This is a genomic window from Halorubrum sp. GN11_10-6_MGM, assembly GCF_005435165.1.
In the GTDB taxonomy this organism is placed as follows: Archaea; Halobacteriota; Halobacteria; order Halobacteriales; family Haloferacaceae; genus Halorubrum.
Map to the genome: position 1 here is coordinate 1 of NZ_SGUC01000006.1, position 18,945 is coordinate 18,945.

Consider the following 18,945-nt stretch of genomic DNA (forward strand, 5'->3'; position numbering starts at 1 on the left):
CCCGCGGGGGTCGTACCGCGAGCGCCTCGCGCCGAACCTCCGCGCCCGCCACGCGATCATGTGGACCAGCGCGACCGTCGGCGCGTCGAGCCGGCGGTTGACGCACAGCAGCGAGGGGTGCGCCAGCCCGTCCTCGACGACGACGTCGAACCCCGAGAGCCGGGCCGCGAGTCGGCGGGCGCGGAGGTTCGGCGCGAGGCGCTCGCGGTACGACCCCCGCGGGAGCGAGACGACCTCGACCGCGTGTCCGCGCTCGCGGAGGCGGTCGCGGAGCCGCCGGTCGTAGTAGAAGCCGCCCGACTCGGACTCGATGTCGCCGGCGAGGACGAGGGCGACGCGCATCACGCGCTCACTCCAGCGCGCCGGCGTAGGAGACGCTCGCGACGTCGTCCTCGCGAACGGTCACGGCCAGTTCGGTCGCGGCCGGCGCTTCCACGTCGGCGAGCGCGTCGAACAGCGCCCGCGCCAGTCGCTCCGCGCTCGGGTTGCCGTCGAGGTGGTCGTTGAGCGTCTCGTCGCGGTAGCTGTCGGCGACGCCGCTCAGGGCTTCGACGGCGAGGTCGATGTCGAGCAGATAGCCGTGCTCGCCGAGGGCCGGGCCGCGGAACGTCGCCTCCGCGGTGAACGTGTGCGAGTGGAGTTCGGCCTCGTCCGCCGGCGGGTTCGGGACGGTGAGGTAGTGCTGTGCGACGAACGATTCGGTGACGGTCAGTTCGTACATGGGTAGGTGAAGAGGAGCTGGAGGGTCGGTTCGGTCTCGTCGGCGAGGCGTCGGTACGCGCTCGGCGCGTTCGAGACGGGGACGCGGTCGGTGACGAGTCGATCGGCGACGTCGAGGTCGGCGTCGAGCCGTCTGAGCTCGCGCCAGGCGGTCTCGCGCCGGCGTTCGCGGTCCCAGCGCCCGCGGAGTTCGGGCGCGATGGTGGTGACCTGACTGCTCCGGACCGTCACCCGCCCCCGGTGGAAGTGGTCGCCGAAGCCGAGGTCGGCGCGCTTGGTGCCGTACCACGAGCCGACGAGGACGCGCCCGTCGAACCGGGTCGTCTCGACGGCCGTCTCCAGCGTCTCCGGGCGGCCCGAGACCTCGACCGCGAGATCGACGCCGTCGCCGGCCCGCCCGCGAACGGCGTCGACGACGCCCGCGCGCCCGTCGTGTCGGCTCGGATCGACGACGGCGTCGGCGCCGAACTCGGCCGCGAGTCGGCGTCGGCGGTCCTTCGGCTCGACCGCGACGACGGTCTCGGCGCCGCTCCGGGCGAGCAGGGCCGTCGTGAGCAGTCCGACGACGCCCTGTCCGAACACCGCGACGCGCTCGCCGATCCGGGGGGCGGCGTCGAGCGTCAGGGTGACGGCGGTCTCGGCGTTCGCGAACAGCGTCGCCGTCTCCGGGTCGATCCCGTCCGGCACCGGCCGGACGGCGTCCGCGGGGACGGTGAACCGGCTCTCGTGGGGGTTAAAGGCGAAGACGGTCCGGTCGAGCCACCCCGGGTCGACGCCGTCGCCGACCGCCGTCACCCGGCCGACGACCGCGTAGCCGTAGCGGAGCGGGTACGAGAAGTCGCCGTCGAGCGAGGCCAGCTCCTCGTCGGCGACGGTCTCGGGGTCGAGCTCGCCGCGGTACGCCAGCAGCTCCGACCCCGCGCTCACCGCCGAGACGGACGCGGAGACGACCACCTCGTCGGGGGCCGGGTCGGGGTCAGCGGTCGAGACGACTTCGACGCGCCTCGGCCCGGCGAACTCCACCGCCCGTTCTGTTCCCTCGTCGCTCACGCGGACTCACCCGTCCGCGGCCGACGACCGAGAGGATTCGGCATTACCGATCGCACGGACCGATCGAACATAAAGCCCGGCGGCGACGATTACACGACAGAACGGCGTCGCCGGCCGCGGTCCCGCGGGTCCGGGAGTAGACATAAGCCCGCGGAGACCGTGTTTCGCGTATTCATGGCACGCTCCGACACCGGTGTCGACGTCGAATCGCTGACCCCCCTCCACTGGATCGGCATCCTCGCCGCGGCGGTGACCGGAATCGCTCACGTCGCTCTCGGCGTCCAGTTCGGCGGGACGTGGATGGTCCTGTTCTTCCTCGCGACGCTCGGGTTCGGCGCCGGCGTCGCGGCGGTGGTCGCGAACTACCGCCGACGGCTGGTGTACGCGCTCGGTATCCCGTTCACCGCCGGCCAGATCGTCATGTGGTACGTCCTCAACGACGTGCCGCCGATCCCGACGAGCCACGCGATCGACAAGGTCGCGCAGGTCGTGTTGATCGCCGTCCTCGCCGTCCTGCTGTCTCGGGAGTCGTAGTCCGCGTTCCGCATTTCGTCGTCGCACTCCCGCTGTCGCACTCTCGGTCAGTCGCTCCCCCGTCCCGCCGCGGTCGGCGGGTCCTCGCGTCCGAGCCGTCCCGTCGCGGCCGCCCAGTCGCGGGCGAAGCTCGCGAGCAGCGCCGCGAGCGCCACCGCCGCGAACGCGGTCAGCAGGGCCGACCGTCCCGCGAGTCCGACGCCCGGGAGGAGCGCGAGCGCGACGACGGCGAACTGCGCGGTGCCGACGACCGGTCGGAGTCGGCTCGGCGGCAGTTCGTACACCGGCTCCCCGGCCAGCCGCCGCCGCCACAGCGACCCGGCGTAGGCGTACCAAACGCCGCCCGCGATGAGGTACCACGCCGGGAGCGCACCGAGCGCGACGGCGACCGCGGCGCCGACGAGGACGGTCAGCGCGTCGGTGGCGCCGTCGAGCCGCGCGCCGAGGACCGTCTCGCGCGTGCGCCGGGCGACCGCGCCGTCGACCGCGTCGAGGCCGACCGCGCCGACGAAGAGAACCGCGGGGAGCCACGGAACCGGCGGCGACGCGACCGCCGCCCCGGCGAGGAGGACGGCGAGCCAGCCGCGGAACAGCGTGATCCCGTTCGCCGGTCCGAACCGCGGGGACGGGTCGCCGCCGTCGGGCGAGTGATTCGCTCCGAGGTTGGTCCACGCGTACGCGGCGAGGTACGCTGCGGGCAGCGATGCGGCGAGGACCCACGCGGTCCCGAGCGGGCGCCACAGCGCGGCGAGCCCGAGGACGCCGAGCGCGACGGCGCCCGCGAATCGGAGGCGGAGCCGAGAAGGTGGAGCCCCGGGCGACCCGGTCGCCGTCATCTCAGTCCGACCCTCGGTCCGCCGGCGGTTCGGCGCCTCGCTCGCCGCGCTCACGCGCTTCTCCGCCGTTATCCCCGACCCCCCCGTCGGCGCCGCTCCGCGCCGGCTCGCCGATCTCTTCCATCACGCGGGCGTGGAACTCGCGGAGGACGGCCGACTCGTCGTCGGCGATGACGGTGTCGGAGTCGACGAGCGTCGCGAGCCCGAACGCGAGCGGGCTGGGCGAGTCGACGACGCGGTGTTCCACCGCGAGGTCGCCGGCCGCGATCCGGCCGACCGCGTCGGAGATCCCGGCGACGTCGAGGCGGTCTTCCAACAGCTCGCGGTACGTCTCCTCCAGCACGGCGAACTCCTCCAGACCGGCCGCGAACGACAGCAGCATCTCGGCCGAGACCTGCTGTTCCGCGGCCGACTTCTCGTACCCCTTGTAGCGCTTTAAGATGAGCAGCGCCCGCCCGGCGTCGATCCGGAAGTAGCGCTGGAGGAGGTCCGTCCCCTGAACCGCCTCCCGGAGGTCCTCGCGGACCGTCTCGGGGTCGAGGTCGGCCAGAATCCCCGCCACGTCGACCTTGCGGTTCAGCGGGAGCGCGAGCGAGAACCCGCGGTCCGCGACCGCGACGGCGACGTTGGCGTCGGTCCGGTTCGCCACCTCGGCGGCGACGAGCCGCGAGAGCCCGTCGTTGAACCGCCGACCGTAGGTGGCGTGGACGTAGAAGCGGCGCTTGTACTCGCCCCGGTCCAGTTCCTCCTCGACGACGAGGCGGTCGGGCGTGGAGACGCTCTCGGGACCGGCGTACCGGACCTGCTCGTCGTACATCCGGGCGAGCGCGCGGACGGCGTTCTCGTCGAGGGGCAACTCGCGGAGCCACGCGCGGACCGCGGCCGGGCCAGCGTTCGGGTCGTCGCCGGCCAGCCGGTCGAGGAGTTCGCCTTGGAAGTCGAGGACCTCGCGCGCGAGGTCCGCAGAGAGGGGGAGACGCTCGGCGAACCACGACGGGACCGTCGGGCGCTCGCTCGTTCGGTCGACGTACACCTTCGAGCCGCGGCGGTAGCGGAACGCGAAGCGCTCGCCGCCCAGCGCGAACACGTCGCCGGACTCCAGCGTGTCGAGGTACGACTCGTCTAAGGTGCCGACCCACTCGTCGTCGCGCGTGAACACGTCGCACGTGAACGAGTCGGGGATCGTCCCCACGTTCGTCATGTAGATGACCCGCGCGAGCCGCCCGCGCTTCCCGACGAGCGTCTCGTCAACCGGGAACTCGGCGTGGTGATGCTCGCCGTCCGGCGGGTCGTTCGCGTCGCGCCACACCTTCGGGTAGACGTTCTTCTCCTCCAGCCCGTCGTAGTCACCCGTCAGATACCGCATGAGTCGCTCGTACGCGTCCTCGTCGAAGCCGCGGTAGGGGTGCGCGCGACGGAGCACCTCGCGGACCTCGCGGTCCGGTCGGATCCGGTTTATCGCCATCCCGTAGACGTGCTGGGCGGCGACGTCGTAGGCGCCCTCGGGCGGGAACACCCGGTCGACGAACCCGTCCTCGGCCCGCGCGAGCAGCGTCGCGCACTCGATCAGCTCGTCGCGGTCGAGGGCGAACACTCGCCCCTCGACGGTCTCGCCCGGACTGTGGCCCGCGCGGCCGACGCGCTGGAGCAGCGCGGCGACGGACTTGGGCGAGCCCACCTGAACCACCAGATCGAGGTGGGGCATGTCGATGCCGAGTTCGAGGCTCGTCGAGGTGGTGACGACGTCGAGGTCGCCCGCCTTCAACCCCTCCTCGACCCGGGTGCGCTGCGCCTCGCCGAGGCTCCCGTGGTGGACCCCCGAGTCGGACTCGTCGTAGCCGAACCGCTCGCGGAGCTCTTGGAGCGTGCGCTCGGCGCCCGACCGGGAGTTCGTGAACACCAGCGTGTTCTCGTGGGACGCGATCAGCTCGCGGAGCGACTCGTAGAACCGGTCGGTCACCGCCGACCGCGGCGTGTGGACGAGGTCGGCGGCGGGCGTCCGGAGTTCGAGGTCGAACTCGCGGGCGAACCGGGCGTCGACCACCTCGCAGGGGCGCGTCTCGAACCCGTCGGCGTCGCCGACCGCACCGCTCGCGCGCTCGCGGCCGACGAGGAACGACGCGATCCCGTCGAGCGGTTCGACCGTCGCCGAGCAGCCGATTCGTGTGATGTCACCGGGCTCGTGCGCCGAGGAGTCGCCGTCGGGGGCGTGCCGCGTCAGTTCGGTCAGTCGCTCCAGCGACACCGAGAGATGGGTGCCGCGCTTGTTGGCGGCCAGCGAATGGATCTCGTCGACGATCACGTACTCGACGCTGCGGAGCTTCTCCTTGAACTTCGGCGAGTTGAGCAAGATCGCGAGCGTCTCGGGCGTGGTGTTGAGCACGTGCGGCGTCTCCGAGAGCATCGCCTGCCGGTCCGCCTTCGAGGTGTCGCTGTGGCGGATCGCCTGCCGGACGCCGGGGTCGTAGGCGTCGTCCGCGTCGGAGTTGCCGGCGTCGCCTCCGTCCGCCTCCGCCGCGGCGACCGCCTCGCCGATCCCCGCAAGCGGGGCTTCGAGGTTCCGCTCGATGTCGTTTGCGAGCGACTTCAGGGGCGAGACGTAGAGGCAGTAGACGGCGTTCTCCAACTCACCGGCGCGGTCGCGCGCGAAGAGGTCGTCGAGGACCGCGAGGAAGGAGGCGAGCGTCTTCCCGCTGCCCGTCGGCGCGGCGACGAGGCAGTTCTCCCCGGCGTCGACGTGGGGGATCGCCTCGCGCTGCGGCGGCGTGAAGAAGCCGCCGTTCTCGGCGACGTACTCGCCGAAGCGCTCGACCCACCAGCGGCGGACCGGCGGCGAGAGCCGAGCGAGCACGTCGGCGTCCCCGATCGGGACCGTCTCCGGATCGAAGTCCGGATCCGCGATAGCGCCGCGATCGACCGCGTCGCGGAGGAGCGCCCGCGCGGCGGCCTCGTCACCCCGGTCCGTGGTCTCGCTCACGGCGATCACGAGGGCTCGGGAAGGGAAATCGGTTGCGTCGATCGCAGCGGAAATCGCGCAACGCAGCTCTCTCCGTCGGCTCCCACCGGAACGCTCGGGGGAACCGACCCGTTTATCCGAGCGTCTTCCGTGTCGCAACACGTATGAGCGGCACCTCGCCGGAGCCCGACCGACGGATCGACCGGAACCTGTTCGTCACCGTCTCCGGCCCGCCGGGCTGCGGGGCCACGACCCTCGTGGAAGGGATCGCCGAGTCGCTCGACTGCGGCTACGTCTCCGGCGGCGAGCTGTTCCGCGAGATCGCGGCCGAGCGCGACATGAGCCTCTCGCAGCTCATCGCCGAGACCGGCGAGTCCGAGGAGATCGACCGCGCGCTCGACCGCCGGCTCCGCCGGATCGCCGAGAAGTGGGGGACCGCGAACAAGGCGTTCGTGTTGGAGTCCCGGCTCGCGGGGTGGATCGCCGGCAACCGCGCCGACGTCCGGATCTGGCTCGACGCGCCCGACGAGGTCCGCGCGGACCGCACGGCCGGCCGCGAGGAGATGACCTCCGAGATGCAGGTCCGCGAGGTCATCGAGGAACAGCGCTACAAGTCCTACTACGGGATCGATCTCTCCGACCGCTCGATCTACGACCTCGCGATCAACACGGGGCGCTGGGACGCCGAGGCGACGCTCGAGTTGGCGCTCACCGGCATCGAGAACTACGACGTCGAGGCCGACGAGGGCGCGTTCGACACGCCCGACTTCGAGATCTGAGCCCGCGGCGCCGACCGGTCGAGTCCTTTTAGTACGGTCGAGTGCCGCTAAATCCCCTCGATCCGCCGGAGCGCGCTCCTGACGTCGCCCGGCGTCGCGTACGGCCCGCCGCTCACCCGGTGGTCCGGCAGCAGGACGGGGATCGGGTTGTCGTCGAGCGCCGCCGTGACGGTCTCCAGGTCGTCGGCGTCGTCGGGGTCGAACCCGCTGAGCCGAGTGAGCCGACTCACGGAGACCTCCTCGCCGTACGGGAGGCTCCGGAGCGCCTCCAGCACTTCCCGCTGATCGGTCGGCACGGTGAGACCGAGCGCGACCTCGGCGAACTCGTCGCGCTCGCCGCCGAGGTAGGCGTCGACCCGGTCGAGCAGGTCGTGGTCTCCCTCGGCGTCCGCCGGCGGTTCCGCGGGGAACGACACCGAGATGACGCGGCCGCCGGCGAACCCTACCTGAACGGCCCGGTCGATCGCGCCGAACTTCCGGGCGTAAACGCCGGACGTACCCGACAGACTCATACCCACCAATGTTCGGGTCGAGCACTTAAACTATCGGCCGCCCGACGGCCTTCTGCGCGCGGGCGGGAGATCGGAGGCGGACGACACCTCCCCGCAAGCCTTATGAACAGATACGTACATTAGTGTATAGTAATGGACGATCCAGACGAGCTGGCGCCGGCGGTCAGGTCGATCCTGTCCGCCGCTCGGGAGCGGTCGACCGGGCGAGCGGACGCGAGCGGGACCGTCTCGGTCTCGCCGCGGGACCTCTCGGCCGCGTTCGAGCGGGCCGAGGCCGACGGGCGCGTCCCGCTTATCGCGGAGGTGAAGCCGACGAGTCCGACGACCGAGGGCACCCGCGAGGACGACCCGGTCGCGCTCGCGGAGGAGATGGTCGCCGGCGGGGCGGCCGCCCTGAGCGTCCTCACCGAGCCGGAACACTTCGGCGGGAGCGTCGACACCCTCGAACGCGTGCGCGCCGCCGTCGACGTGCCGGTCCTCCGGAAGGACTTCGTCGTCGAGGAGTCGCAGCTGGACGCCGTCGAGAGCGACGTCGTCCTCCTCATCGCCCGGTTCGTCGGCGACGACCTCCCGGACCTGCTCGCGGCCGCCCGCGATCGGGGGTTTCAGGTCCTCGTCGAGGTCCACGACCGCGAGGAGCTGGAGCGGGCGATCGACGCCGGCGCGACGACGGTCGGCGTCAACAACCGCGACCTCGCGGAGCTGGTCGTCGACCTCGGAACCTTCGAGTCCGTGGCGCCCCACGTCCCGGACGAGGTGACGCTGATCGCCGAGAGCGGTATCGGGTCGCCCGCGGACGTCCGCCGGATGCGCGCCGTGGGCGCCGACGCGCTGCTCGTCGGGAGCGCGATCATGGACGGCGATGTGGAGGCGAACACGCGGGACCTGACGCGGGCGGAGGCGGCGACCGACGACGCGACGGAGACAACGGAGACACCCACATGAGCGAGACCGACACGCGGACGACGGACGCAACGGACGGCGCGGCGCCCTCGCGGCGACCGGGTCGCGAGCGCGGGCGGGGCGACGGGAAGTTCGGCCGCTACGGCGGCCAGTACGTCCCGGAAGCGCTGATGCCGGCGATCGAGGAGCTGACCGACGCCTACGAGCGCTACGTCCTGAACAACGAGGACGGGTTCATGGACGAGTTCCGCGAGCGCCTCGCCGACTTCGGCGGCCGCCCGACGCCACTCCAGCGCGCCGACCGCCTCTCCGAGCGCTACGACACGGAGGTGTACCTCAAGCGCGAAGACCTCCTCCACGGCGGCGCCCACAAGCTGAACAACGCGCTCGGGCAGGTCCTCTTGGCGAAGTACATGGGTAAAGAGCGCATCATCGCGGAGACCGGGGCCGGCCAGCACGGCACCGCGACCGCGATGGCGGCCGCGCACCTCGATATGCCCTGTACGATCTACATGGGCGAGCGCGACATCAACCGCCAGCGCCCCAACGTGTTCCGGATGAAGCTCAACGGCTCGGAGGTGAAGCCGGTGACGACGGGCCGGGGCACGCTCAAGGAGGCCATCTCCGAGACGATGCGCGACTGGGCCGCAACGGTCGAGGACACCCACTACGTGATCGGCTCGATCGTCGGCCCCCACCCGTTCCCGGTGATGGTCCGCGACTTCCAGGCGGTCATCTCCGAGGAGGCCCGCGAGCAGGCGATCGAGAAGACGGGCGGGCTCCCGACCGACGTGGTCGCCTGCGCCGGCGGCGGCTCGAACACGATGGGCGCGTTCGCCGAGTTCGTCGACGACGAGTCCGTCGCGCTCCGCGCGGTCGAGGCCGGCGGATCGACCCTCGAAGTCGACGAGGAGGCGGGCGTGGCGCCCAACTCCGCGTCGCTTTTCGCGGGCGAGGAGGGCGTCCTCCACGGCGCCCGCACGAAGCTGCTCCAGGACTCCGACGGGCAGATCATGGAGAGCCACTCGGTGTCGTCCGGGCTCGACTACGCCGGCGTCGGCCCCGAGCTCGCGTACCTCGTCGACGAGGGGCGCGTGGAGCCGGTCGCGGTCGACGACGACGCCGCGCTGGAGGGGTTCCACCGACTCTCCTCGACGGAGGGGATAATCCCCGCCTTGGAGACGGCGCACGCGTTCGGCTACCTCGAAGAACACCACGATGAGCTCGGCGAGCGCGTGGTCGTGAACGTCTCCGGTCGCGGGGACAAGGACCTCGACGCCGCCATCGAGGAGACGGACCAGCGAGACCTGCCGAACGCGCCGGACATGTCGATGTTCACGGAGGGGATCTGAATGGCGGAGACGGGCAACTCCGACGCGATCGCCGCGGCGTTCGCCGACGGCCCCGCCTACGTCCCCTACCTCGTCGTCGGCGACCCGGACTACGAGTCGTCGAAGGCGTACGTCGAGGCGTTAGACCGCGGCGGCGCCGACGTGATCGAACTCGGCCTTCCCTTCTCCGAGCCGATCGCCGAGGGGTCGACGATCCAAGAGGCCCTCGTCCGCTCGCTCGACGCGGGGATGACGCCGGAGCGCTTCTTCGAGTTCGCGGAGGAGGTCGACGTCGACGCCGCCGTAGTGTGTATGACGTACTACAACCTGATCTACCAGTTCGGCACCGATCCCGGCCCGCGCCCCTTCGTCGAGCGCGCCGCCGCGGCCGGGATTCAGGGGCTCGTCGTCCCCGACCTGCCGGCCGAGGAGGCGGACCCGCTGCGAGCGGCCTGCGACGAGTTCGGCCTCGACCTCGTCTTCATCGTCGCGCCGACCACGCGCGGCGACCGCCTCGACCGGATCATGGAACACGTCTCCGGCTACGTGTACGTTCAGGCGCGTCTCGGCACGACCGGCGCCCGCGACGACGTCTCGGACCAGACGACCGCGAGCCTCGACCGGCTCCGCGAGTACGACGTGCCGAAGGCGGTCGGGTTCGGCATCTCGACCGGCGAGCACGCCGAGCGGATCGTCGCGGGCGGCGCCGACGGGATCATCGTCGGCTCGGCGCTCGTCGACCTCGTCGCCGAAGGCGTCGAGGACGACCTGTCGGCCGAGGTGGTGGCCGACCGGCTGGAGGCCCTCTCCCGCGAACTCACGGACGGCGCGGAGCGCGGCTACCGCTCCCGGACCGAGACGGTCGAGTCCGCCTGAGGCGGCGCGCCGCGCCGGACCGATACGAACCAATACGGCCCCGAACGAAACCGACTTACCTCCGATTGCCACACCCTCACACAACGACCGACCTCACAATGACAGCAGGACTCTCGGCACGACTCGACCGCATCTCCACGAACGACCGATACCTCATCGTCCCGATGGACCACGGGATCACGATGGGCGCCGTCGAAGGGCTCGTCGACATCGAGTCGACCATCGACGGCGTCACGAGCGGCGGGGCGGACGCGGTACTCACGCAGCGAGGGATCGCCGACCGCGTCCACCCGAACAAGAACGACGCGGGGTACATCGTCCACCTCAACGGCTCGACGACGATCGGTCCCGACGAGAGCGACAAGCGCGTCACCGGCACCGCGGAGGACGCCGTACGCGCCGGCGCCGACGCCGTCTCCTTCCACATCAACGTCGGCTCAGACCACGAGCCGGACCAGATCGAGGAGCTCGCCGAGCTGACCGCCGACGCCGAACGGCTCGGGCTCCCCGTCCTCGCGATGGCGTACGCGCGCGGTCCGGGCGTCGACGAATCCGATCCCGAGTCGCTCGGCCACGCCGTCCGGCTCGCCGAAGAGCTCGGCGCCGACGTGGTGAAGACGGGCTACTCCGGCGACGGCGACTCGTTCGCGCGCGTCACCGAGTCGACCCGCCTCCCGGTCGTCATCGCCGGCGGCTCGAAGGGGACCGACCGCGAGACGGTCGAGATGGTCCGCGGCGCGATGGACGGCGACGCCGCCGGAGTGTCGATGGGACGGTCGATCTTCCAGCACGAGGACCCCGAGGGGATCGCGCGGGCGGTGTCGTCGGTCGTCCACGAGGACGCGAGCGTCGAGGAGGCGCTCCGAGCCGGCGGGTTCGTCGAGGCGTAACGGCGTCGCGTTTTTCCGGCGTTTCAGCAGGCGACGCGTATCTGCCGCTCTCGCTCCGGCTCTCCCACGGCCCCGCTCGCGTCGACAGCCTGCTCGACGTGGAAGACGGTCACGGACTGTAACTCGCGGTCCGAACGCTCGCAGAGGTACGACGCCACCGGTCGGTACCGCGACTCCCCCGCGTTCTTCATCCGGAACCCGAACTGATGCCAGAGGGTCGTCGGATACGTCTCCGCCGCGTCGGGCGGTCGGTCGTACGTGGGCTCCTCGCCGTCGCGGAGGTCGATTGCGTCGCCCGATTCGAGCGTGCCCGCGGCGACGTACCAGCCCGAGGCGTCCGGGGGGTTCGGGGCGAAGAAGGACCAGCTCACCTCCGACAGCTCGCCGACCGACTCCGACGCCGGGAGGTCGACGAGCCCGACCCCCGCGGCCTGCCACCACACGAGCGCGACGAAGACCCCCACGAGCAGCGCGGCGGCTCCGACCCCGATCACGCGACGGCCCCGTGACGGGGTCGAGGACGCGGTCCCCGCGTCGGCTCCGCCGTCGTTCCGGCGCGGGCGGCTCCGATCCGCGAGCCGCAGGGACTCGGGGCGCTTCGGCGCGACGGCCTCGACGCGGTCCCACGCGCCGGGCGGGAGGAACAGGAGGAGGATCGCGCCCATGACGAACGGGAACACGGCGAGTCGCATCGTCGCGGCCATCCCGAGGTGCGCGGAGACGAACGCGGCGACGAGTGTGGTCCTCGACCGCCCGGTCGCGACGACCAGCAGGGGCGAGACGGAGAGGAGCGCGATCCAGAGCCAGTTGACCGCGGTGAGGGCCGCGGCGTACTCCGAGACGAGCGGTCCCAGCCCCACGGTGAACTCCCCCAACTGGAAGATCCGGGAAACGGCGCCCCCCGACATCCAGGCGTCGCTCCGGTACTTCGAGACCGCGTTCGCCGCGTATATCGACACGAACGTCAGGAGCGTGACCGCCGTGGCGATCGAACAGACCCGCGGGTCGGCGGGTTCCCCCCGATCGCCACTCGCTCGCTCGTCGGCGCCGTCGCGGCCGTCAGCGCTGTCGCGGCTGTCCCCGCCGTCGGCACCGTTGCGGACGCCACCGCCGCCGCCGCCGCGACCGTCCCCGCCGTCGCGATCGCCTCGCCGGTCCGAACCGAGCGACCAGCGGGCGTCGAGCGGGATGAAGAGGCTCAGGAACAGGAACGCGACCAGAATCGTGTTCCCGCCGTTGAGCACGTACGGGTTCCTCGCGTACAGCGACGCGAGCAGGACGAACGAGAGGCCGGTCGCCGCCCGCGTGCGATAGCCGACCAGAAGGCAGACGGCGGCGATGGCGGCGACCGCGAGGAGCCCCGTCTGGACCCGCGCCGACCCGGATATCGCGAACAGCGACGCGCGCTCCAACAGCGGGAAGGCCTCGGCGAGCGTCGATCGCGGGAGGACGCCGCCGTCGGTGTAGAACGTCCGCACCGCCGGGAGGCGATAGACCAGCAGATCCGCGAGGACGACGAGCGCCACCGCGATCCGGAACGCGCCGAGCGCTCGCGGATCGATCCCGAGGTGCGGCCGGGCGCGGTCGCGGAGGGATTCGCGCGCCGCGGCGTATCGCGACCCCGCATTCGAGAGGCGCTGGCGTGGTGGCGTCATGCGGAGGTGTACGTCTGAGGATGCTAGCTCAGCGATAAGTGCTTTGTCGTCCGCCTCGCGCCGTCCGCAACGCCCGACCCTTTCGCAGTTTTCAAGCCGGCGGGCCGTGAGGTTCCGGCAATGACACGCACGGTCTGGGTCAAAGCCGACGGCGCCGTCGGCGACTGGGAGGCGCGGAAGCGACGGGTCACGGCCGCCATCGAGGCCGGCGCGGACTGGGTGCTCGTCGACGAGGACGACGTCGGGCGCGTCCGGGAACTCGGCGACGTGAACGTGGCGGCGTTCCGCTCCGACGCCGACGTGATCGACGACGCCGAGAGCGACGCCGAGGCCGACGCGTACTTCGTCGGGAAGGGCGGCGAGGGCGACGGGACGATCGACATGCCCGAGGACCTCTCCGGGTCGGCGGACCTCACCACGCTTCGCCGGCGCGACGACCGCGCGCAGGGCGCGTACGTCCGCGTCCTCGACACCGAGTACGAGGCGTTCGCCGAGGCGGCGGCAGACGAGGCCGAGTTCACCGTGGTCATCGGCGAGGACTGGTCGATCATCCCCTTGGAGAACCTCATCGCGCGGGTCGGCGAGGAGACCCACCTCATCGCGGGCGCGACGACGGCCGCCGAGGCCCGGACCGCCTTCGAGACGCTGGAGATCGGCGCCGACGGCGTTCTCCTCGACGCGGACTCCCCCGACGAGATCCGCGGCGCGGTCGAGGCCCGCGACGCCGCCGACCGCGAGACGCTCGACCTCCGCTACGCCGAGGTGACCGCGGTCGAACAGACCGGGATGGCGGACCGCGTCTGTATCGACACGGGGTCGCTGATGGACGACAGCGAGGGGATGCTCGTCGGCTCGATGTCGCGCGGACTGTTCTTCGTCCACGCGGAGACCGCCGAGTCGCCGTACGTCGAGTCGCGCCCGTTCCGCGTGAACGCGGGCGCGGTCCACGCGTACGTCCGCAACCCCGAGGGCGGCACCAACTACCTCGCGGAGCTGTCGAGCGGCGACGAGGTCCAACTCGTCGACACCGACGGACACACCCGCGAGGCGGTGGTGGGCCGAGTGAAGATCGAAAAGCGCCCGATGTTCCGGCTTCAGGCGGAGGTCCAGACCGACGACGGAACCGATCGAGTCGAGACGCTGATTCAGAACGCCGAGACCGTGAAGATCGCCACGAGCGAGGGGCGGAAGGCCGTTACGGAGGTCGAGCCGGGCGACGAGGCGCTCGTCTACTACGAGGACGTCGCGCGCCACTTCGGCGAGGCCGTCGAGGAGAGCATCATCGAGAAGTAGCGGGGTCGACCGCACGGGAGACCCCGTATGGCGAGCCGGCCATCGGCCGGCGAGTAGCGAGACCGAGCGGAGCGGGGTCGACGCGAACCGGTCGGAACCGGGCGTGTTCGCACCGACCCGAACACATTAGTGTGATACTTTTTATATCGCTGTCATATGGCTGTTGTTGACGAGAGCCGTCACGTCGCAGAGTCAGGGTTCGTCGAACGGGTACAACACCTCGCGGACGCAGCGAACCCGGCGTTCGCGGCCGGGAGCTTCCTCGTGCCGCTGGCGTTTCTCGCGGCGAGCGTCGCGCTCGCGAGCACCGAACTGCTCTTCTATACGCACGTCGCTGCGGGCGCGGTGTGGTTCGGCTTCGCGCTGATCTTCCCCGCGCTCATCGGCCCGACGCTCGGCGGGTTAGACGAGGAGGCGTCGGCCGCGGTGAACAAGACGCTCATCCCGAAGGCCGTCTTCTTCCTCGTCGGCTTCTCGCTGACGACGGTGCTGTCCGGAACGGTCCTGTTGACGCCCGGCCTCGGACTCGGCTACGGCTTCGGCGGGACGTGGTCGGGGCTCGCGCTCGGTCTCGGCTGGGGGCTGTTCGCGTTCGGGCTGGCGGTCCCGCACCGGCTCCAGCTGTCGGCGTACTACGAGACGCTGTCCGCGGATCCCGACGCGTCCAAGCTCGAATCGATCGAGAAGAAGAACCTGATCGTCGGGCTGTTCGAGGGCGCGATGATGCTCGCACTCATCGTGTTGATGACCGGGTTCCGACTCTGACGGGCCGCGCCGCTATCCGACACTGACAGTCTGCGTTCGCGGGCGACGCAACCGTTATCTCCCCGTCGGGAGTCGGCCCACCATGGCCTCGACGGGATCTAGCTCCTCCTTCCGCACCCGATTCGGAACCGCGCTCTTGGTCGGTCTTCCCGGCATCGTCGCGCTCGTGGCGTACGTCTACCGGTCGACGCCGTCGGGGGCCGTCCCGGCCGGACTGTCCCGTCCGTCCCTCGCGCTCCTCTCCGGACTCAACCCGCTCCTGCTGCTCGTCGTCGCGTGTCTGGTCGGCGCTTACGCGGCGCCGAGGGCGGGCCTGCGGTCACACCTGCTGGACCGGGCGGGCGGCGCGGGGGTGAGAGAGCGGCTCCGTCCCGAGGTCGGCTTCGCGGTCGGGGTCGGGGTCGGCGGGAGCCTCCTCGTGCTCGCGCTCGACGTCGCGCTGGCGCCGTTCGTCGCCCGCGACCTCCCGCAGTCGGCGATCGGGGCGGCCAGACCGACCGTCGTCGACGTGCTCGCGCACGCGCCGGTCCGGTTCCTCTACGGCGGCGTCACGGAGGAACTCCTGTTGCGGTTCGGGCTCATGTCGGCGCTCACGCTCGCCGGGTGGGTCCTCGTCGGCCGCCGGGGTGACGCGCCCGGGCCGAGGGTCATCTGGGCCGCGATCGCGATCTCGGCGGTCCTGTTCGGCGTCGGCCACCTGCCTGCGCTGGCGGGAGCGGTGGGACTGACCCCGGCGCTCGTCGCTCGAACGGTCCTGTTGAACGCGGTGGCGGGCGTCGCGTTCGGGTGGCTCTACTGGCGGCGCAGCCTCGAAGCCGCGATGGTCGCGCACGCCGCGTTCCACGTGCCGCTGGTGGCGCTTTCGCTGATTCAGGTGCTCTGATGCGGCTGGAAAACGGGACGACCCGTCTTCAGATCCCGTACAGCTCGCCGTACTTCTCGTCGACGTAGTCGAGGAAAGCGTCGGCCGAGAAGTCCTCGCCGGTGGCGCGCACCACCAGTTCGTTCGTCTCGTAGCGGGAGCCGTGCCGGTGGACGTTCTCGCCGAGCCACTCGTGGAGGTCGCCGAACTCGCCGTCGGCGATCTGCCCGTCGAGGTCGTCGATCTCCTCTTCGGCGGCCGCGAACAGCTGCGCGGCCATCACGGAGCCGAGCGAGTAGGTCGGGAAGTAGCCGAAGTTGCCGTGACTCCAGTGGATGTCCTGGAGACACCCCTCGGCGTCGTCGTCGGGGCGGACGCCGAGGTACTCCTCGTACTTGTCGTTCCAGACCTCGGGCACGTCCTCGACGTCGAGGTCGCCGCGGATCAGGTCGCGCTCGATCTCGAACCGGATCACGATGTGGAGGTGGTAGGTGAGCTCGTCCGCCTCGACCCGGATGAGGTTGTCCTCGTACACCTGGTTGAACGCCTCGTAGGCGTCCCGGACCGTCGCCGCCTCGGTCTGCGGGAAGTGCTCTTTGAACACGGGGAGGAACTCCTCCCAGAACGCCTCGCTGCGGCCGACGTGGTTCTCCCAGAGGCGCGACTGCGACTCGTGGACCGAGAGGTCGCGCGACTCGCCGAGCGGCGTGCCGAACTGTTCCTGCGGGAGCCCGAGGTTGTACTGCGCATGGCCGAACTCGTGGATCGTCGAGCCGACGGCGCCGAGCGGGTCGGTCTCGTCGAACCGCGTCGTCACGCGGCAGTCGAACTGGTTGCCGGAGGTGAACGGGTGCGAGGAGACGTCGAGGCGGCCGCGGTCGAAGTCGTAGCCGACGAGTTCGAGCGCCTCCCGCGAGAGCGCCTCCTGGTCGTCCTCCGGGAACGTCCCCTCGAAGGTGTCGACCGCGAGGTCGACGTCCGACTCGCGGATCTCGTCGATCATCGGGACGAGCGCCTCGCGGAGCTCGGTGAGGATCGACTCGGCGCGCTCCATCGAGAGACACGGCTCGAACTCCTCGAAGAGGACCTCGTAGGGGTCGCGGTCGGGGTCGATGTGCTCGGCGTACTCGCGTTTCAGCTCGACGTGCTTCTCCAGGTAGGGCGCGAACGTCTCGAACTCGTCTTCGGCCTTCGCCTCCTCCCACGCCTGAAGCGCCTCGGAGCCGGTCTCGGAGATCTCCTCGACGAGCTCGACCGGCACGGCGTCGGCGCGCTCGTACTCGCGGCGGACCTCGCGGACCACGGCGGCCTGCTCCTCGGTGAGGTCGGCGCCGTCGAGCTCGTCGAGCAGCTCGCCCGTCTCGTCGGCGGTGACCATGTCGTGGTGGACGGAGGAGAGCGCGGAGAGCTGCTTCGACCGCGCGGGCGTGCCGCCCTCCGGCATCATCACCTGCTGGTCCCAGCCGAGGACGCCGGAGGCGCTCCCGACCGCGTTCCATCGCTGGACCCGGTCGAGGAGCGCGTCGTAAGCCTCGGGTGCGTCGCCCGTCTCGTCAGTCGCGGCTTCCGTTGCCATACGTCACGGATCGATCCCGGCCGTTAAGAAGGGACCGAACGCGGAACCGGCGCGCTCGGGACCGAGCCGGTCGAAGCCGATCTGTTCGGGAGCGAGCCGGTCGGAACGCCCCGCGACTGCGACCGGCCTCCGCGACTGCGACCGGCCTCCGCGACTGCGACCGACCGCCGAGCGCGGGATATATCCTCGCCGCCGTCGAACCGTCGGTAACAGATGTCAGACGACGACTTCATCGACCTGCGGTCCGACACCGTGACGACGCCCTCCGCGGAGATGCGCGAGGCGGCCGCGACCGCCGAGGTCGGCGACGACGTGTACCGCGACGACCCGACCGTCAACGAGCTGGAGCGCCGGGCGGCCGACGCCGTGGGGACCGAGGCCGCGCTGTACGTCCCCTCGGGAACGATGGCGAACCAGATCGCGGTCCACGTCCACACCGAGCCGGGCCAGGAGCTCCTCTTGGAGCGCGAGTCGCACATCTACCGCTGGGAGCTGGCGGGCGCGGCCAAGCTCTCGGGCGTCCAGACGCGGACGATCGACGCGGGCGAGCGCTGCGTCCCGACGCCGGAGGCGGTCCGCGAGGGGCTCGTCGACGAGGACCTCCACCGGCCGGGGACCGGTCTCCTCTCGCTGGAGAACACCCACAACTACCGCGGCGGGACGGCGATCCCCGTCGACCGGATCGCGGCGGCGGCCGAGGTCGCCCGCGACGCGGACGTACCGGTCCACCTCGACGGCGCGCGCGTGTTCAACGCCGCGGTCGCGCTCGACGTCGACGCGAGCGAGATCGTCGCGCCCGTCGACAGCGTCACCTTCTGCCTCTCGAAGGGGCTCGGCGCCCCGGTCGGCTCGATCCTCGCCGGCGACGAGGCGTTCGTCGAGGCGGCGCGCCGCGTCCGCAAGCTGTTCGGCGGCGGGATGCGACAGGCGGGGATGATCGCCGCGCCCGGGCTGCGCGCGCTGGACAACGTCGACCGGCTCGCCGAGGACCACGCCAACGCGGCGCGGCTCGCCGCCGGGCTCGACGCGATCGACGGCGTCGACGCGCCCGCGCCCGACACGAACATCGTCGTGGCACACACCGAGGCGGCCGGCGTTCCGGCCGAGTCGCTTTACGCGGCCTGTAAGGACGCTGGCGTCGGCTGCGTCGAGTTCGCCGACTACACCACGCGGTTCACCACCCACCTCGACGTCGACGGTGACGACGTCGACGAGGCCGTCGACCGCATCACCACGGTCGTGGACGAACTGCGGGACTGACGGGACCCCCGCCCGCTCCGAGCACCGCCGCGGGCCCGACGAAAACGTTCAATTCGACGCGCGACCAACGCGGTCGCATGGACGCACAGACCGTCGATGCGGACGCGGAGGCCGGTCCAACCGTGGTGAACGGCGCCCGCCCCTGAG

Annotated in this window: 17 protein-coding genes and 1 pseudogene; 10 read left to right on the forward strand and 8 right to left on the reverse strand. The window is 71.3% G+C overall.

Annotation, left to right across the window (positions count from 1 at the left end; genetic code table 11):
- From EXE46_RS04600 to EXE46_RS04610, 3 genes and pseudogenes are all read right to left on the reverse strand, one after another.
- Positions 1–342, reverse strand: a pseudogene (locus EXE46_RS04600) (glycosyltransferase family 1 protein); the annotation flags it as partial.
- Positions 343–349: 7 nt separating this feature from the next.
- Positions 350–721 (reverse strand): 6-carboxytetrahydropterin synthase, encoded by a 372-nt coding sequence (locus EXE46_RS04605; RefSeq protein ID WP_137687316.1) that lies wholly within the window; start codon positions 719–721, stop codon positions 350–352.
- Entirely contained in the window at positions 709–1,770 is a 1,062-nt protein-coding gene (locus EXE46_RS04610; RefSeq protein ID WP_137687317.1) for a zinc-binding alcohol dehydrogenase, read from the reverse strand. Before EXE46_RS04610 ends, EXE46_RS04605 begins: the two co-directional genes overlap by 13 nt.
- A 174-nt stretch (positions 1,771–1,944) precedes the next feature.
- Between EXE46_RS04610 and EXE46_RS04615 the strand changes: the two genes are divergently transcribed.
- A complete protein-coding gene (locus tag EXE46_RS04615; RefSeq protein WP_137687318.1) occupies positions 1,945–2,304 on the forward strand; it encodes a hypothetical protein in 360 nt (119 codons plus the stop codon).
- A gap of 47 nt (positions 2,305–2,351) precedes the next feature.
- On the opposite strand, the gene EXE46_RS04620 is transcribed toward EXE46_RS04615, so the two are convergent.
- Together EXE46_RS04620 and EXE46_RS04625 are read right to left on the reverse strand one after the other, a co-directional pair.
- Positions 2,352–3,140, reverse strand: coding sequence for a CDP-alcohol phosphatidyltransferase family protein (locus EXE46_RS04620; RefSeq protein WP_137687438.1), 789 nt, complete (start codon positions 3,138–3,140; stop codon positions 2,352–2,354).
- A gap of 1 nt (position 3,141) precedes the next feature.
- Positions 3,142–6,126: an ATP-dependent helicase gene (locus EXE46_RS04625; RefSeq protein ID WP_137687319.1), complete on the reverse strand. Its 2,985-nt coding sequence runs from the start codon at positions 6,124–6,126 to the stop codon at positions 3,142–3,144.
- A gap of 134 nt (positions 6,127–6,260) precedes the next feature.
- Here EXE46_RS04625 and cmk point away from each other — a divergent pair, with 134 nt between their 5' ends.
- Positions 6,261–6,875, forward strand: coding sequence for a (d)CMP kinase (gene cmk / locus EXE46_RS04630; protein WP_137687320.1), 615 nt, complete (start codon positions 6,261–6,263; stop codon positions 6,873–6,875).
- 47 nt (positions 6,876–6,922) lie between these two features.
- Here the strand turns inward: cmk and EXE46_RS04635 are convergent, their stop codons facing one another.
- Complete coding sequence (locus tag EXE46_RS04635) at positions 6,923–7,387, reverse strand: MGMT family protein (RefSeq protein ID WP_137687321.1); 465 nt, start codon at positions 7,385–7,387, stop codon at positions 6,923–6,925.
- A gap of 132 nt (positions 7,388–7,519) precedes the next feature.
- Here EXE46_RS04635 and trpC point away from each other — a divergent pair, with 132 nt between their 5' ends.
- From trpC to EXE46_RS04655, 4 genes are all read left to right on the forward strand, one after another.
- The gene (trpC, locus tag EXE46_RS04640) at positions 7,520–8,332 is read left to right on the forward strand and encodes an indole-3-glycerol phosphate synthase (protein ID WP_137687322.1); all 813 of its coding nucleotides are present in this window, start codon (positions 7,520–7,522) and stop codon (positions 8,330–8,332) included.
- On the forward strand, positions 8,329–9,642 hold the full coding sequence (gene trpB, locus EXE46_RS04645; protein WP_137687323.1) for a tryptophan synthase subunit beta: 1,314 nt from the start codon (positions 8,329–8,331) through the stop codon (positions 9,640–9,642). The genes trpC and trpB overlap by 4 nt, the downstream gene beginning before the upstream one ends.
- On the forward strand, positions 9,643–10,497 hold the full coding sequence (gene trpA / locus EXE46_RS04650) for a tryptophan synthase subunit alpha (protein ID WP_137687324.1): 855 nt from the start codon (positions 9,643–9,645) through the stop codon (positions 10,495–10,497).
- A gap of 98 nt (positions 10,498–10,595) precedes the next feature.
- Positions 10,596–11,387, forward strand: coding sequence for a 2-amino-3,7-dideoxy-D-threo-hept-6-ulosonate synthase (locus tag EXE46_RS04655; protein WP_137687325.1), 792 nt, complete (start codon positions 10,596–10,598; stop codon positions 11,385–11,387).
- A gap of 23 nt (positions 11,388–11,410) precedes the next feature.
- Here the strand turns inward: EXE46_RS04655 and EXE46_RS04660 are convergent, their stop codons facing one another.
- Positions 11,411–13,042, reverse strand: a complete 1,632-nt coding sequence (locus EXE46_RS04660) for an HTTM domain-containing protein (protein ID WP_137687326.1) — start codon at positions 13,040–13,042, stop codon at positions 11,411–11,413.
- A 120-nt stretch (positions 13,043–13,162) separates the two neighbouring features.
- On the opposite strand from EXE46_RS04660, the gene EXE46_RS04665 reads away from it, so the two are divergent.
- The 3 genes from EXE46_RS04665 (at position 13,163) to EXE46_RS04675 (ending at position 15,983) form a co-directional block, all read left to right on the forward strand.
- Positions 13,163–14,335 (forward strand): 3-dehydroquinate synthase II, encoded by a 1,173-nt coding sequence (locus EXE46_RS04665; protein WP_137687327.1) that lies wholly within the window; start codon positions 13,163–13,165, stop codon positions 14,333–14,335.
- 156 nt (positions 14,336–14,491) lie between these two features.
- The gene (locus EXE46_RS04670; RefSeq protein ID WP_137687328.1) at positions 14,492–15,100 is read left to right on the forward strand and encodes a hypothetical protein; all 609 of its coding nucleotides are present in this window, start codon (positions 14,492–14,494) and stop codon (positions 15,098–15,100) included.
- Positions 15,101–15,182: 82 nt separating this feature from the next.
- Complete coding sequence (locus EXE46_RS04675) at positions 15,183–15,983, forward strand: CPBP family intramembrane glutamic endopeptidase (RefSeq protein WP_137687329.1); 801 nt, start codon at positions 15,183–15,185, stop codon at positions 15,981–15,983.
- 28 nt (positions 15,984–16,011) lie between these two features.
- Here the strand turns inward: EXE46_RS04675 and EXE46_RS04680 are convergent, their stop codons facing one another.
- Positions 16,012–17,538, reverse strand: coding sequence for a carboxypeptidase M32 (locus EXE46_RS04680; RefSeq protein WP_137687330.1), 1,527 nt, complete (start codon positions 17,536–17,538; stop codon positions 16,012–16,014).
- Positions 17,539–17,751: 213 nt separating this feature from the next.
- Between EXE46_RS04680 and EXE46_RS04685 the strand changes: the two genes are divergently transcribed.
- Positions 17,752–18,798: a low specificity L-threonine aldolase gene (locus EXE46_RS04685; protein ID WP_137687331.1), complete on the forward strand. Its 1,047-nt coding sequence runs from the start codon at positions 17,752–17,754 to the stop codon at positions 18,796–18,798.
- Positions 18,799–18,945: the final 147 nt, after the last annotated feature.